At 74.9% G+C, this 17,512-nt stretch carries 1 protein-coding gene and 1 pseudogene (1 of these 2 running past the window's edge); both read left to right on the plus strand.

Annotation, left to right across the window (positions count from 1 at the left end):
* Positions 1–7,469, plus strand: partial view of a type I polyketide synthase gene (locus tag IE305_RS18690; protein WP_190130788.1) — the 3' end only. It extends 22,453 nt beyond the left edge of the window; 7,469 of the gene's 29,922 nt are visible here — the last part of the coding sequence; its start codon lies beyond the left edge, outside the window; the stop codon is at positions 7,467–7,469.
* 10 nt (positions 7,470–7,479) lie between these two features.
* Positions 7,480–17,496 (plus strand): annotated as a pseudogene (locus IE305_RS33890) (SDR family NAD(P)-dependent oxidoreductase); the annotation flags it as partial.
* Positions 17,497–17,512: the final 16 nt, after the last annotated feature.

Here is a 17,512-nt window from a genome sequence, read left to right on the forward strand (position 1 = left end):
TCGTCGCCGGTGACGAGGACGCGGTTCTCGCGATCGCCGAGCGGTTCGCGGCGCAGGGCCGCAAGACCCGTCGCCTCACCGTCAGCCACGCGTTCCACTCGCCGCTGATGGACGGCATGCTGGACGCGTTCCGCGAGGTGGCCGCCGGCATCGGCTACAGCGAGCCGCGCATCCCGCTCGTCTCCAACCTGACCGGTGCGCTCGTGTCCGGTGAGGACATGTGCTCGCCGGAGTTCTGGGTGCGGCACGTCCGCGAAGCCGTCCGTTTCCACGACGGTGTGCAGGCTCTGGCCGCCGAGGGTGTCACCACCTTTGTCGAGCTCGGTCCGGACGGCGTGCTCTCGGCGATGGCTCAGGAGACCGTCGCCGGCGCCGCGTTCGTCCCCGTCCTGCGCCGGGACCGTTCCGAGGCCGAGACGCTCACCACGGCGCTCGCCCAGGCCCACGTCCGTGGCCTGCGCGTCGACTGGAGCGCGTACTTCGCCGGTACGGGCGCACGCCGCGCCGACCTGCCCACGTACGCCTTCCAGCGTCAGCGCTACTGGCTTGAAACCCCCGCCGTCGCCATCACGGGAACCGGCGCGGGCACCTCGTCCGACTCCGTCGACGCCCGGTTCTGGGAAGCGGTGGAGAAGGAGGACCTGGAGTCGCTGGCCGCCACCCTCGATGTGGCCGACGGCGGCCCGCTCGGTGCCGTCCTGCCGGCGCTGTCGGCCTGGCGCCGGCAGCAGCTCCGGCAGTCGGAGGTCGACGCCTGGCGCTACGTGGCCGGGTGGAAGCCCGTCACGGGTCGCCCGGCCGGAACGCCGGCCGGGACGTGGCTGCTGGCCGTGCCCGCCGACTGCGCCGACGACCCGCTGGCCGAAGCCGTCTCCGGAGCGCTGTCCGGCCGCGGTATCGACGTCCGTCAGCTGATCCTGCCGGCCGGTACCGGCCGCGAGGAGGTCGCCGCACGGGTCCAGGACGCCCTGGGTTCCGGCGGTACGGCCCACGGTGTGCTGTCGCTCACCGCCCTGGCCGGGAGCGCGGCCGTCGTCTCGACCGCCGTTCTGGCCCAGGCGCTCGGCGACGCCGGTGTGAACGCGCCCCTGTGGTGCGTCACGCAGAGCGCCGTCTCCGTCGGCCGCGCGGACCGCGTCGGCAGCGCCGACCAGGCCGCCGTGTGGGGACTCGGCAGGGCGATCGCCCTGGAGTGGCCCGCACGTTGGGGCGGTCTCGTCGACCTCCCGCAGGGCACCCCGGACGACCGCGCCCTCGGCCGTCTGCTGGACGTCCTCGCCGGTGAGTCCGGTGAGGATCAGGTGGCGGTCCGGGCGTCGGGTGTGTTCGCCCGTCGTCTGGTGCGTGCCACCGGCGGCGACGGTGGTAATGGCGAGTGGTCGGCCGGTGGTTCTGTGCTGGTGACCGGTGGTACCGGTGCGCTAGGTGCTGAGGTGGCCCGCTGGCTCGTCGCCCGTGGCGCTGAGCATGTGGTGCTGACCAGCCGTCGGGGCCTTGAGGCGCCGGGTGCTGTGGAGCTGGAGGCCGAGCTGAAGGCCACCGGCGCGAAGGTCACCGTCGCTGCGTGCGATGTCACCGACCGGAGCGCGCTCGCCGCGTTGCTGGACTCGCTCCCGGCGGAGTACCCGCTGACCGCGGTCTTCCACGCCGCGGGCGTCCTGGACGACGGTGTGCTCGACGGGCTCACCCCCGACCGCTTTGAGCGCGTTCTGCGTGCGAAGGCCACGGCGGCCGTGCACCTGGACGAGCTGACGCGGGATCTCGACCTTTCCGCCTTCGTTCTCTTCTCGTCCATTGCGGGCACGTTGGGTTCGGCCGGTCAGGCGAACTACGCCGCCGCCAACGCCTACCTCGATGCGCTTGCCGAGCAGCGTCGTGCTGCCGGTCTGCCCGCCACCTCGATCGCGTGGGGCCCGTGGGCCGAGGGCGGCATGGCCGCCGACGGCGAGATCGAGCAGCGCATGCGCCGCAACGGCGTGCCGCCCATGGCCGCCGATCTGGCGCTCCAGGCGTTGCAGCAGGCCGTGGCCTCCGGCGAGGCCGTGCTGACCGTCGCCGACATCGACTGGGCACGCTTCACGCCCGGCTTCGTCGCCGTCCGGCACAGCCCGCTGATCGGCGACCTGCCGGAAGCCCGCAAGGCCCTCGGCCTCGACGAGGCCGGCGAGGGCGACGACCGTACGTCCGCCGGTACGTCCTCGCGCGGTGCGGCGGCCGTGCCGCTCGCCGAGCAGCTGGCGGAGCTGTCCACCGCCGAACAGGACCGGGTCCTGCTCGACCTCGTGCGCAGCCACGTCTCGGCGGTGCTGGGCCACGACGGCTCGGCGTCGATCGAGGCGGACCGGGCCTTCCGCGAGCTGGGCTTCGACTCGCTCACCGCCGTCGAGCTGCGCAACCGTCTCGGCTCTGCGACGGGCGTCGACCTGCCCGCCACGCTCGTCTTCGACTACCCGACGGCGGCCTCCCTGGCGGCTTTCCTGCGCGCCGAGCTCGTCGGCAGCCGGACGGCGGCCGACGCGGTCGCCGGCACGCGGGCGGCCGGCGTGGACGACGACCCGATCGCGATCGTGGCCATGAGCTGCCGCTTCCCGGGCAACGTGCGGTCCCCCGAGGACCTGTGGCGCCTGCTGCTGTCCGGTGAGGACGCCATCGCCGACTTCCCGACCGACCGCGGCTGGGACCTGAGCCGGCTCTACAGCCCCGACCCGGACCAGCAGGGCACCTTCTACGCCCGCGGTGGCGGCTTCCTCTACGACGCCGCCGAGTTCGACCCGGCGTTCTTCGGGATCTCGCCGCGCGAGGCCCTGGCGATGGACCCGCAGCAGCGTCTGCTGCTGGAGACGTCGTGGGAGGCGTTCGAGCGGGCCGGTATCGACCCGGTGGCGCTGCGCGGCAGCCAGGCCGGTGTCTTCGTCGGCACCAACGGCCAGGACTACGACTCGTTCGTCCAGGACGTGCCGGAGGGGCTGGAGGGCTTCCTCGGCACCGGCAACGCGGCGAGTGTGGTGTCGGGCCGCCTGGCGTACACGTTCGGGCTGGAAGGCCCGGCGGTGACGGTGGACACGGCGTGTTCGGCGTCGCTGGTGGCACTGCACTGGGCCGTGCAGGCACTGCGCAACGGTGAGTGCGACCTGGCGCTGGCCGGTGGTGTGACGGTGATGTCGACGCCGGGCGCGTTCATCGAGTTCAGCCGTCAGCGCGGGCTTGCCGCCGACGGCCGGGTGAAGGCGTTCTCGGAGTCGGCGGACGGCACCGGCTGGGGTGAAGGTGTCGGCATGCTGCTCGTCGAGCGGCTGTCCGACGCCCGCCGCCACGGCCACCCGGTCCTCGCGGTCGTCCGTGGCTCGGCCATCAACCAGGACGGCGCGAGCAACGGCCTCACCGCCCCCAACGGCCCCTCGCAGCAGCGGGTGATCCGGCAGGCGCTCGCGTCGGCCGGTCTCGCGCCTGCCGACATCGACGCCGTCGAAGCGCACGGTACGGGCACCAAGCTCGGTGACCCGATCGAGGCGCAGGCGCTGCTGGCCACGTACGGCAAGGACCGCGCCGAGGACCAGCCGCTCTACCTCGGTTCGATCAAGTCGAACATCGGTCACACCCAGGCCGCGGCCGGTGTCGCGGGCATCATCAAGATGGTGCTGGCCATGCAGCACGGTGTCCTGCCGCAGACCCTGCATGTCGATGAGCCGACGTCGCACGTCGACTGGTCCGCCGGGGCCGTCTCGCTGCTGACCGAGGCCCGCGAGTGGCCCGAGACCGGGCGTCCCCGCCGTGTCGGTGTCTCGTCCTTCGGCTTCAGCGGGACGAACGCTCACACCGTGCTGGAGGAGGCACCGCTGCCCGACGAGGCCCCGGCAGAGGCACCCGCACAGGCCGCACAGCCCGCCGTCGTTCCGTGGGCCCTGTCGGCCAAGACCGCCGAGGCTCTGCGCGACCAGGCGGCCCGTCTGCGGGACCGTGTGGCGGCCGAACCGGCGCTGCGGCCCCTCGACGTCGGGTACGCACTGGCCACGACCCGTACGGCGCTGGAGCAGCGCGCGGTCGTCGTCGGGACGGACCGGGACGGGCTCCTCGCCGGTCTCGACGCGCTGGCCCGTGGCGAGTCCGCTCCCGGCCTGGTCCGGGGCGCGGCCGTGCCGGCTGAGGGCAAGGTGGCGTTCCTGTTCACCGGCCAGGGCAGCCAGCGGCTCCGCATGGGCCGCGAGCTGTACGACACGTATCCCGCGTTCGCGGACGCCCTCGACGCTGTCTGCGCCGAGCTCGACCAGCACATGGAGCGGCCCCTCTACGCCGTCCTCTTCGGTGACGAGGCGGAGGCGATCGACCGGACGGAGTTCGCTCAGCCGGCGCTCTTCGCCCTCGAAGTGGCGCTGTTCCGCCTGCTCGAAACCTGGGGTATCAGCCCCGACCTCCTCTCCGGTCACTCGATCGGTGAGATCGCTGCCGCGCATGTCGCCGGCGTGTTCTCCCTGGCCGACGCCGCCGCGCTCGTTGCCGCCCGTGGCCGCCTGATGCAGGAGCTGCCCGCCGGTGGTGCGATGGTGGCCGTCGAGGCGACCGAGGCCGAGGTGACGCCGTACCTCACCGACCGTCTGGGCATCGCCGCCGTCAACGGGCCGTCGTCGGTCGTCGTCGCCGGTGACGAGGCCGAGGCGCTGGAGGTCGCGGCACACTTCGAGGCGGAGGGTCGCAAGACCCGTCGTCTCACCGTGAGTCATGCGTTCCACTCGCCGTTGATGGACGGCATGCTGGGTGACTTCCGCAAGGTCGCCGAGTCGCTGACGTACGGCGCGCCGCGCATCCCGATGGTCTCCAACCTCACCGGGGCCGTGGCCGGTGCAGATGACATGACGTCGCCCGACTTCTGGGTGCGTCACGTCCGTGAGGCCGTCCGTTTCCACGACGGTGTCACCGCCCTGCAAGCCGCGGGTGTGACGACCTTCGTGGAGCTCGGTCCCGACGGTGTGCTGTGCGGCATGGCGCAGCAGTTCGTCGAGGCCGACGAGGCGCGCTTCGTGCCCGTTCTCCGTCGTGACCATTCCGAGGCGCAGGCCCTCACCACGGCCGTCGCCGGGCTGCACGTGCACGGGGCCGGCCCGGACTGGGCCGCGTACTTCGCCGGTACCGGCGCCCGCCGTGTCGACCTGCCGACGTACGCGTTCCAGCACGAGCGGTACTGGCTGGACGACCTCCGCCGGGCGGACGGGGCGAAGGCCGCGACCAGCCCGGGCCCCGAGGCGCTCGACGCCCGGTTCTGGGAGGCCGTCGAGAACGACGACCTCGCGTCTCTGACCGAGGAGCTGGCCGTCGACGCCGAGCAGCCGCTCAGTGCCGTGCTGCCCGCCCTGTCCGCGTGGCGTCGCCGCCGGCAGGACGAGGCGACGGTCGACGGCTGGGCCTACCGGGTGTCGTGGAAGCCGGCCGGCGACGCCGGTGACCCCGATGCCACCACGGCATCCGCGCTGTCCGGCCTGTGGCCGGTGGTCGTGCCCGACGTGCACGCCGACGCGCCTGTCGTCCGCGAGGTCCTCGCGACGCTCGCCGGGCACGGCGCCGACGTGCGGAAGGTCGTCGTTCCGGCCGGTGCCGGCGCGGCGGCCGGCGACCTCGCCGGGGAGGCGCTCGCCGCACGGTTGGCGGAGGTCGCCGGAGGCGAGCCGGTACGGGGTGTGGTGTCGCTGGCCGCGCTGGCCGAGGAGGCACATCCGCTGTACCCGGCCGTGCCGGCGGGTCTGCTGCTGACCGCTGCTCTCGTCCCGGCCATGACGGCCGCCGGCGTGCGGGCACCCCTGTGGTGCGTCACGTCGGGTGCCGTCGCCACCAGCCCCGTCGAGGAGCTGCGGAGCGCGGCCCAGGCCCAGGTCTGGGGTCTCGGCCGGGTCGTGGCCCTGGAACACCCCGAGCTGTGGGGCGGTCTGGTCGACCTGCCCGAGGCGGTCGACGAGAGCACGGCGGCACGCCTCGCCGGACTCCTCGCCCGCACCGCGGACACCGGCGGCGCACTCGACGGCGAGGACCAGCTGGCCCTCCGTACGTCCGGGCTGCTCGTCCGGCGCGTCGTGCGGGCCGGGCGGCCCGCGGCGGTGGAGCGGGGCGGCTGGCAGCCGCGTGGCACCGTGCTGGTGACCGGAGGCACGGGGGCGCTCGGCGCCCACGTGGCCCGGTGGCTGGCGGGCGGCGGCGCCGAGCACCTCGTGCTCACCAGCCGCAGCGGCGAGCAGGCCCCCGGGGCCCGCGCGCTGCGCGACGAACTGACGGCGCTCGGCGTCGAGGTGACCCTCGCCGCGTGCGACATCACCGACCGCGACGCCCTGGCGAGCCTGGTCGCGGGGCTGCCCCGCATCCACGCGGTGGTGCACGCCGCCGGCGTCGGGCAGTACGCGCCGCTCGCGGAGACCGGGCCCGAGGAGCTGTCCGACGTGATGGCCGCCAAGGTCCTCGGCGCGGTGCATCTCGACGCGCTGTTCGGTGCCGGTGCCGGTGCCGATGGTGATCCGTTGGATGCGTTCGTGCTGTTCTCGTCCATCGCGGGTGTGTGGGGCAGTGGTGGTCAGGGTGCTTACGCTGCCGCCAACGCCTTCCTTGATGCGCTCGCCGAGCAGCGTCGGGCTCGCGGTCTGAAGGCCACGGCCGTCGCCTGGGGGCCGTGGGCCGAGGGCGGTATGGCGGCCGAGGGCGACGCGGAGGAGCAGCTGCGCCGCCGTGGCCTGCCGGTGATGGCGCCCGGGCTGTCGGTCACCGCGCTCCAGCGGGCGCTGGACGACGACGAGACGACGCTCACCGTCGCGGACGTCGACTGGGCGCGGTTCGCCCCGGCGTTCACCGCGGCCCGGCCGCGGCCCCTCATCGCCGACCTGCCGGAAGCGCGGCAGGCCCTGCGCCTCGACGGTGACGGGACCGAGCCCGGCGCCGGGCAGGCGGCCGGGCAGGCCGAGCCGGCCGACGCGCTGCGCACCCGCCTGGAATCGGTGGACGGCGACGAGGCCGGGCGCATCCTGCTCGACCTGGTACGCACCCACGTGGCGGGCGTGCTCGGGCACAGCGGGGCCGCGGCGGTCGAGGCGGGCCGTGCCTTCAAGGAGCTGGGCTTCGACTCGCTCACGGCCGTCGAGCTCCGCAACCGCCTCACCACCGCCACCGGGCTGCGCCTGCCGGCCAGCCTGGTGTTCGACCACCCCACGCCGTCGGCCCTCGCGGACCGGCTGCGTACCGAGCTCGTGGGGGAGGACGAGCCGCAGCAGCTGCCCGTCCTCACCGAGATCGACAAGCTCGACTACCTCCTGGCCTCGGTGAACGCCGAGGACGCCGCCGAGCGGGCGTCGGTCACGGCCCGCCTGGAGAAGCTCCTCCGCACCTGGCACGAGGCGGAGAGCGCGGCAGCCGGCGACAGCGCGGACGAGGACGGCCTCGACTCCGCTTCCGCCGACGACATCTTCAACATCATCAACAACGAATTCGGGCGATCCTGACGTGGCTACTGCGAACGAAGAGAAGCTTCTCGACAACCTGAAGTGGGTCACCACCGAACTGCGCCGCGCCCGTCGCCGCCTGCAGGAGGTGGAGGCCGGCAGCCGCGAGCCGATCGCGATCGTCGCGATGAGCTGCCGGTTCCCCGGCGGCGTCGGCTCGCCCGAGGACCTGTGGCGGCTGGTGGACGAGGGCGGTGACGCCATCTCCGGCTTCCCCGCCGACCGCGGCTGGGACGTGGACGCCCTGGCCGACCCCGACCCCGACAAGAAGGGCACCTTCTACAACACCGGCGGCGGCTTCCTGACCGGCGCCACCGAGTTCGACCCCGCCTTCTTCGGCATCTCGCCCCGCGAGGCCCTCGCCATGGACCCGCAGCAGCGCCTGCTGCTGGAGACGTCCTGGGAGGTCTTCGAGCGGGCCGGCATCGACCCGGCCCGCCTGCGGGGCAGCCGCACCGGCGTGTTCGTCGGCGCCAGCTCCATGGGGTACGGCAGCGACCTCGGCCAGGCCCCCGAGGAGCTCGAGGGGCTGCTGCTGACGGGCGGCGCCACCAGCGTCCTCTCCGGCCGCATCGCCTACACGTTCGGCCTGGAGGGCCCCGCCGCCACCGTCGACACGGCCTGCTCCTCCTCCCTCGTCGCCCTGCACTGGGCCACCCAGGCGCTGCGCCAGCGCGAGTGCTCCCTCGCGCTGGTCGGCGGCGTGACCGTCATGCCGAGCCCCGACGTGTTCGTCGAGTTCAGCCGGCAGCGCGGCCTGGCCACCGACGGCCGCTGCAAGTCGTTCGCCGCCGCGGCCGACGGCACCGGCTGGTCCGAGGGCGTCGGCGTCCTCCTCGTCGAACGCCTCTCCGACGCGCTGAAGAACGGCCACCAGGTCCTGGCCGTCGTCCGCGGCTCCGCCGTCAACCAGGACGGCGCCAGCAACGGCCTCACCGCCCCCAACGGGCCCGCGCAGCAACGCGTCATCCGCCAGGCCCTCGCCAACGCCGAGCTGTCGGCGGCCGAGGTCGACGCCGTCGAGGCCCACGGCACCGGCACGACCCTGGGCGACCCGATCGAGGCGCAGGCCCTTCTCGCCACCTACGGCCAGGAACGCCCCGACGGCCGGCCGCTGTGGCTGGGTTCCCTCAAGTCCAACCTCGGCCACGCCCAGGCCGCCGCCGGCGTCGGCGGCATCATCAAGATGGTGATGGCGCTCCGCCACGGCACCCTGCCCCGCACCCTGCACGTCGACGAGCCCACGCCCGAGGTCGACTGGACCGCCGGCGCCGTCTCCCTCCTCACCGAGCCCCGCCCCTGGCCGCAGACGGAACAGCCGCGCCGCGCCGCCGTCTCCGCCTTCGGTGTGAGCGGCACCAACGCCCACACCATCATCGAGGAAGCGCCCGCCGCGGAGCCGGCGGACGACACCGCCGCCACCACCACGCGGCATCCCGTGCTGCCCTGGCTGCTGTCCGGCCGTACGCCCGACGCCGTACGCGCCCAGGCCGAACGGCTCCGCGCCCACCTCGACGCCCACCCCGGGCTGCGCCCGGCCGACGTCGCGTACTCCCTCGCCACCACCCGCGCCGCCCTCGACCACCGCACCCACGTCACCGGCGCCGACCGCACCGAGCTGATGCAGGCCCTCGCCGGCCTCGCCGAGGGCACGGCGGCCGCCCCTCTTACGCCGGCGGACGGCAAGGTGGCGTTCCTCTTCACCGGCCAGGGCAGCCAGCGGCTCGGGATGGGCCGCGAGCTGTACGAGGCGTACCCGGTGTTCGCCGAGGCGCTGGACGCGGTGTGCGCGGAGATCGACAGGTACCTCAGCCGTCCGCTGAAGGACGTGCTGTTCGGCGACGACGCGGCCGTTCTCGACCGGACGGAGTTCGCGCAGCCGGCGCTGTTCGCTGTGGAAGTGGCGCTGTTCCGACTGCTGGAGGCGTGGGGCATCACCCCTGACCTCGTTTCCGGCCACTCCGTCGGCGAGATCGCCGCCGCGCACGTCGCCGGCGTGTTCTCCCTCGCCCACGCATCGGTGCTCGTCGCCGCTCGCGGCCGCCTCATGCAGAAGCTGCCCGAGGGCGGCGCGATGGTGGCGGTGCAGGCGACCGAGGACGAGGTGACCCCGTACCTCACCGACCGCACCGGCATCGCGGCCGTCAACGGCCCGCGGTCCGTGGTGGTTTCCGGTGACGAGACGGACGTCCTGGCGATCGCGGCCCGCTTCGAGGCCGAGGGCCGCAAAACCCGTCGCCTCACGGTCAGTCACGCATTCCACTCGCCGCTCATGGACGACATGCTGGCGGCGTTCCGCGAGGTGGCGGGCCGGCTCACCTACCACGAGCCCCGTATCCCCGTCGTCTCCAACCTCACCGGCGCGATCGTCGCGGCCGACGAGATGACGTCCCCCGACTTCTGGGTGCGGCACGTCCGCGAGGCCGTCCGCTTCCACGACGGCGTCAAGGCCCTCCGGGCCGCCGAGGTCACGACCTTCGTCGAGCTCGGCCCCGACGGCGTCCTGACCGCCATGGCCCAGGAGTCCGTCGAAAAGACCGCCGAGAACGTCGCCTTCGTCCCCGTCCTGCGCCGCGACCACTCCGAGGCACACAGCCTCACCGCCGCCCTCGCCGCGGCGCACGGCCACGGTGCGGCCGTCGACTGGGACGCGTACTTCGCCGGTACCGGCGCGGTCCGCGTCGACCTGCCCACGTACGCCTTCCAGCACCAGCGGTACTGGCTGGAGCCCGGCTCCCGGGCCGGTGACGTGACCGCCGCCGGTCTCGACGCGCCCCGCCACCCGCTGCTGGGCGCCGCCGTGCCGCTCGCCGGCACGGACGGGGTCCTGTTCACCGGCCGGCTCTCCCGGCGCACCCACCCGTGGCCGGCCGACCACGCGGTCGGCGGGACGCCGCTCGTGCCCGGCGCCGCGTTCGTCGAGCTGGCCATCCGCGCCGGCGACCAGGTCGGCTGCGAGCAGGTCGAGGAACTCACCCTCGACGCGCCGCTGGGCCTGCCCGAGCACGGCGCCGTCCGGCTCCAGGTCGAGGTGGGCCCGGTGGACGGCGCGGGGCGCCGCGCGCTGGTGGTCTCCTCGCGGCACGAGGACGCGCCCGCCGACGCCGCCTGGACCCGGCACGCGACCGGCACCCTCGCTCCCGGCGACCTCTCGGCCGCCCCCACCGCCGAGGACTTCGGGCTCGGCGAGTGGCCGCCGCACGGCGCGCAGGAGACCGAGGCCGGCGCGGCCGAGGTCTACGAGGCGCTCGCCGACGCCGGACTCGCCTCCGGGCCGCTCTTCCACGGCCTGCGGGCGGTGTGGCGGCGCGGCGACGAGGTGTTCGCCGAGATCGCCCTGCCCGGCGGTGCGGATGCCGGTGCGTTCGGGCTGCACCCGGCGCTCCTGGAGGCGGCCGCGCACGCCGCGCACCACGCCGGTGAGCCGCCGCTGTCGTCGGGCTGGTACGGAGCGGCCCTGCACGCGGTCGGTGCGACCGCACTGCGCGTACGGCTCGCCCCGGCGCCCGCCGGCGGCGTGTCGCTGCACGCGGCCGACGCGGAAGGCGCACCGGTGTTCTCCGCCGACCGCCTGACGCTGCGCGCCGTCCCGGCCGAGGTCGCCGGCGGCGGTGCGGCGGCGGCCGGTGACGCCCTGTTCCGTACGGAGTGGGCCGCGCTGACCGGCACCGCCGGTGCGTCGCCGCAGCCCGCGGCCGTACTCGGCACGCCGGACGCACCGGAGGTGGCGGCACTGGCGTCGGCCACCGGGGCGACGGTGTACGAGAACCTGGCCGCCCTCGCGGCCGCCGAAGGCCCCGTGCCCGCCCTGGTGTTCGCGCCCGTGACCGTCGCCACGACGGACGGCGGGGAAACGGAGACCGCAGGGGGCCCGGAGGCCGTCCGGGCCGCCGCGCACCGGACCCTCGCCCTGGCCCAGGAGTGGCTGTCCGACGAGCGCTTCGACACGTCCCGCCTGGTCTTCACCACGCACGGCGCACTCGCGGTGTCCGGCACCGACACCGTCCCCCGTCCTGCGCACGCCGCCGTATGGGGCCTGATCCGCTCGGCCGAGACGGAGAACCCGGGCCGCTTCGGCCTGATCGATGTCGAGCCGGGCGCCGTGGACGTCGACGGCCTGCCGCATGCCCTCCTCGCCGACGCCCTCACCACCGGCGCCGAGCCCGAACTCGCCGTCCGTGGCGGACAGGTGTTCGCCCCCCGGCTGAGCCGTGTCACCGTCGACCCCGACGGCGCCCCCGCCCTCAGCCCGGACGGCACCGTTCTCGTCACCGGCGGCACCGGCACCCTCGGTGCCCTCGTCGCCCAGCACCTGGTGGACCGGCACGCCGTCCGCCACCTGCTGCTGCTCAGCCGGCGCGGCCCCGACGCGCCCGGTGCCGCCGAGCTCGTCGCCCGCCTCGGCGAACGCGGCGCCCGCGTCACCGTCGTCGCCTGTGACGCCGCCGACCCGGCCGCGCTCGCCGGCGCCCTGGCCGCCGTACCGGCCGAGCACCCCCTGACCGCCGTCGTTCACACCGCCGGTGTCCTCGACGACGGCGTCCTCGCGTCGCAGACCCCCGGCCGGCTGGACACGGCGCTGCGCCCCAAGGCGGACGCCGCCTGGCACCTGCACGCGCTGACGCGCGAGCTGGGGCTGTCCGCGTTCGTCGTCTTCTCCGCCGCCGCCGGCACCCTCGGTGCCGCCGGCCAGGCCAACTACGCCGCCGCCAACGCCTACCTGGACGCCCTCGCCCAGCACCGCCGCGCCCAGGGGCTGCCCGCCACCTCCCTCGCGTGGGGTCTGTGGGCGCGGTCCAGCGGCATCACCGGTGACCTGTCGGACGCCGACCTTCGGCGCATGGCCCGTGGCGGCATGGGCGCGCTCTCCTCCGACGAGGCCCTCGGCCTCCTCGACACCGCCCTGGCCACCGGCCACGCCACCCTCCTCCCCGCCCGCCTCGACCTGGCCGCCGTACGGTCCGCGGCCGGCACCGACCCGGTGCCCGCGATGTTCCGCGGCCTCGTACGGGGCTCCGCCCGGCGCACGGCCAGCACCGGCGCCACCGGTTCGTCCCTGGTCCGGCGGCTCGCCGCGCTCCCCGCGACGGGACGCGAGGAAGCGGTCCTCGACCTGGTCCGGGCGCAGGTCGCCGCCGTCCTCGGCCACGGCGGGCCGGAGGCCGTCGAGCCCCACCGCGCGTTCAAGGAGGCCGGCTTCGACTCGCTCACGGCCGTCGAGCTGCGCAACCGGCTCAGCACCGGCACCGGCCTGAAGCTGCCCACCACCCTCGTCTTCGACCACCCGAACCCCACGGCCCTCGCCCGCCACCTGCTCACCGAGCTCCTCGGCGACGACACCACGACCCACGCCGAAACGGCCCGTGCCGCGCTCGCCGACGACGAGCCCATCGCCATCGTCGCCATGAGCTGCCGCTACCCCGGCGGCGTGGCCTCCCCCGAGGACCTGTGGGACCTCGTACTGGCCGGCGGCGACGCCATCTCCGGCTTCCCCGCCGACCGCGGCTGGGAGGCCACCGCCACCGACACGGGCGACGTCCGCCTCGGCGGGTTCCTGCGCGACGCCGCCCGCTTCGACGCCGACTTCTTCGGCATCTCGCCGCGCGAGGCCCTCGCCATGGACCCGCAGCAGCGGCTCCTGCTGGAAACCTCCTGGGAGGTGTTCGAGCGCGCCGGCATCGACGCGACCGCGCTCCGGGGCAGCCGCACCGGCGTCTTCGTCGGCGCGGCCTACGGCGGCTACGACGCCGGCCTCGACCACCTCGGCGACAGCGTCGCCGGCCACGTGATGACCGGCAACGCCGCCAGCATCATGTCGGGCCGCGTCGCCTACGCGTTCGGCCTCGAAGGCCCGGCCGTCACGGTCGACACGGCCTGCTCGTCGTCCCTCGTCGCCCTGCACTGGGCCGTCCAGGCCCTGCGGTCCGGCGAGTGCGCCATGGCACTCGCCGGCGGCGTGACGGTGATGTCGACCGCCGGCAACTTCGCCGAGTTCAGCCGCCAGGGCGGCCTCGCCGCCGACGGCCGCGTCAAGGCGTTCGCGGCGGCCGCGGACGGCACCGGCTGGTCCGAGGGCATCGGCATGCTCCTCGTGGAGCGCCTCTCCGACGCCCGCCGCAACGGCCACCCCGTCCTCGCCGTCGTCCGCGGCAGCGCCGTCAACCAGGACGGTGCGAGCAACGGCCTCACCGCGCCCAACGGCCCCTCGCAGCAGCGCGTCATCCGCGAAGCCCTGGCCACCGCCCGCCTGACGGCGGCCGACGTCGACGCCGTCGAGGCCCACGGCACCGGTACGACCCTCGGCGACCCCATCGAGGCACAGGCACTGCTCGCCACCTACGGCCAGGGCAGGGACGACGACCGGCCACTGTGGCTCGGGTCGGTGAAGTCCAACCTCGGCCACACCCAGGCCGCCGCGGGCGTCGCCGGCATCATCAAGATGGTGCTGGCCATGCAGCACGGCGTCCTGCCGCGCACCCTGCACGTCGACGAGCCCACACCGCACGTCGACTGGTCGACGGGCGCCGTCGAGCTGCTGACCGAGACCCGGGAATGGCCGGAGACGGGCAACCGCCCGCGCCGCGCCGCGATCTCGTCCTTCGGCATCAGCGGCACCAACGCCCACACCGTCATCGAGCACGCCCCCGAACCGGTCACCCCGGAAGACGGCGCGAGCCGCACCGTCCCGCCCGTCCTGCCCTACGCCCTGTCGGCGAAGAACGACGAGTCGCTGCGGGCCCAGGCCGCACGGCTGCACGCCCACCTCGCCACGCACCCCGAGCTGCGCCCGGCCGACGTCGCCTACTCCCTCGCCACCAGCCGTACCGCTCTCGACCACCGAGCGGTGCTGCCGGCCGCCGGCCGGGAGGACCTCCAGGCCGCACTCGACGCCCTCGCCGCCGGACGCGACGTCCCCGGCCTGGTCGAAGGCGCCCCGGCCGGAGGGAAGGTGGCGTTCCTCTTCACCGGTCAGGGCAGCCAGCGGCTCGGCATGGGTCGCGAGCTGTACGAGGCGTACCCGGTGTTCGCCGAGGCGCTGGACGCGGTGTGCGCGGAGCTCGACCGTCACCTGCGGGTGCCGCTGAAGGACGTGGTGTTCGGCGACGACGCTGCGGTGCTCGACCGGACGGAGTTCGCCCAGCCGGCGCTGTTCGCGGTGGAAGTGGCGCTGTTCCGGCTGCTGGAGACCTGGGGCATCACCCCTGACCTGGTCTCCGGCCACTCGATCGGCGAGATCGCCGCCGCGCACGTCGCCGGGGTGTTCTCCCTGGCCGACGCGGCCGCGCTCGTCGCCGCTCGGGGCCGGCTGATGCAGGACCTGCCCGAGGGCGGCGCGATGGTGGCGGTGCAGGCCACCGAGGACGAGGTGACCCCGTACCTCACCGACCGCGCGGGCATCGCCGCCGTCAACGGGCCGCAGTCGGTCGTGGTCTCCGGCGAGGAGGCCGACGTCCTGGCGATCGTGGCTCGCTTCGAGGCCGAGGGCCGTAAGACCCGTCGCCTCACCGTGAGTCATGCATTCCATTCGCCGCTCATGGACGACATGCTGGCGGCGTTCCGTGAGGTGGCGGGCCGGCTCACCTACCACGAGCCCCGCGTTCCCGTCGTCTCCAACCTCACCGGCGCGACGGTCGCGGCCGACGAGATGACGTCGCCCGACTTCTGGGTGCGGCACGTCCGCGAGGCCGTCCGCTTCCACGACGGCGTCAAGGCCCTGGAAGCCGCGGGCGTCTCCGCCTTCGTCGAGCTCGGCCCCGACGGCATCCTGACCGCCATGGCCCAGGAGTCCGTTGCAGACGGTGCCTTCGTTCCCGTCCTGCGCCGCGACCGGGCGGAGGCCGAGACGCTGACCCGGGCCCTCGCCCAGGTCCACGTCCGTGGCATCGCCCCGGACTGGGACGCGTACTTCGCCGGCACCGGTGCCCGCCGCGTCGACCTGCCGACGTACGCCTTCCAGGGCCGCCGTTACTGGCCGGAGCCCCCGGCCACGGGCGACGACCGCCGCTACCGCGTCGTATGGAAGCCGGCCACGGACGTCGCCGCCGGGCGGCGCCTGACCGGGCAGTGGCTGCTGCTGGTGCCGGCCGCGCTCGCCGGTGACCCGGGCATCGAGACGGTCGCCGCCGAACTGGCCCTCCGCGGCGCCCGCGTCACCACCCTGCCGCTCGGCATCGGCGACATCGCCGACGCCGGCGGACTCGGCCGTCGCCTGGCGGCAGCCGTGGCGTCCGGCGAGCCCGTCGCCGGCGTCCTGTCGCTGCTCGCGCTCTACGAGACGCCGCACCCCGCGCACCCGGCCGTCCCGGCCGGCCTGGCCCTCACCAACGCCCTGGCACAGGCCCTGGAGGGCCTCGACGACACCATCGCCCCCCGACTGTGGTGCGTGACCCGTGGCGCCGTGTCCGTGGACGCCGCCGACCCGCTGGCGAGCGCCGTCCAGGCGCAGGTCGCGGGCCTGGGCCGGGTCGTGGCCCTGGAACAGCCGGAGCGCTGGGGCGGCCTCGTGGACCTGCCCGCCGAGGTGGACGCGCGGGCGGCCGGGCGGCTGTGCGACGTCCTGGCGGGTGGCGGCGACGAGGACCAGGTGGCCGTCCGGCCCTCCGGTGCCTACGTGCGCCGGCTGGTGCGCGCCGCCCGCACCACGGCCGTACGGCCGGGCTCGGAGTGGACGCCGCGCGGCACCGTGCTGATCACCGGCGGTACGGGGGCGCTCGGCGCCCACGTGGCCCGCTGGGTGGCCCGTAAGGGGGCCGAACGCGTCGTCCTGGTGAGCCGCAGCGGGCCCGCCGCGGCCGGCGCCGACGAGCTGCGGACGGAACTGGCCGGGCTCGGTACGGAAACCGTCCTCGCGGCCTGTGACGTCGCCGACCGCGAGGAACTGGCCACGCTGATCGGCAAGCTGGCGGCCGACGGGTCGCCGGTGCGGGCCGTCGTGCACGCGGCCGGCATCTCGCAGCCGCCCGGCACCGCCGGCGAACTGCCGGACTTCGCCCGGGTCGTTGCGGCCAAGACGACCGGTGCGGTGCATCTCGACGCGCTGTTCGGTGCCGGTGCCGATGGTGATCCGTTGGATGCGTTCGTGCTGTTCTCGTCCATCGCGGGTGTGTGGGGCAGTGGTGGTCAGGGTGCTTACGCTGCCGCCAACGCCTTCCTTGACGCGCTCGCCGAGCAGCGTCGGGCCCGTGGTCTGAAGGCCACGGCTGTGGCCTGGGGTCCCTGGGCCGAGGGCGGTATGGCGGCCGAGGGCGACGCGGAGGAGCAGCTGCGCCGCCGCGGCCTGCCGCCGATGGCGCCCGCCGCGAACCTGGCGGCCCTGGGGGAGGCGCTCGCCGACGACGAGGTGGCCGTGACGGTCGCCGACGTCGACTGGGCGCGGTTCGCCCCGGCGTTCGCCGCGGCCCGCCCGCGGCCCCTCATCGCCGACCTGCCGGAGGCACGCGAGGCCCTGCGCGAGGACAGCGGCGAGGCCGGGTCCGCAGCCGGTGGCGGTGACGCGCCGGCCGGGCTGCGGCAGCGGCTGGAGGCGCTGCCGGGCGGCGATCGCCTGCCCGCCCTGCTGGACCTGGTCCGCGGCCACGTGGCGGCGGCCCTGGGCCACGGCTCGGGCGACGCCGTCGCCGAGGACCGCGCGTTCAAGGACCTGGGCTTCGACTCGCTCACCGCCGTCGAACTCCGCAACCGGCTCAACGCCGACACCGGCCTGCGGCTGCCCACCAGCCTCGTCTTCGACTACCCCAACGCGCTGGCGCTGGCCCGGCACCTGCTGGCCCGGCTGCTGCCCGACGCCGTCGCGGCCGCACCGCTGGAGGAGGGCGACCCGCAGGAGGCCGAGCTGCGCCGGAAGCTGGCGGCCATCCCGCTGTCCCGCATCCGGGAAGCGGGCCTGCTGGAGACGCTCCTGGACCTGGCCGACCCCCAGCGAACCCCTGTCGGGGAGCGCAGTGATCAGGGGGCGTCCCCCGACGACATCGACGGGATGGACGTGCAGCATCTGATCGATATGGCGCTAGACAGCAACCAGCCCTGACGTGCCCGAAGTGCGG

The sequence above is a fragment of the Streptomyces mashuensis genome (assembly GCF_014654785.1).
GTDB classification, from domain to species: Bacteria; Actinomycetota; Actinomycetes; order Streptomycetales; family Streptomycetaceae; genus Streptomyces; species Streptomyces mashuensis.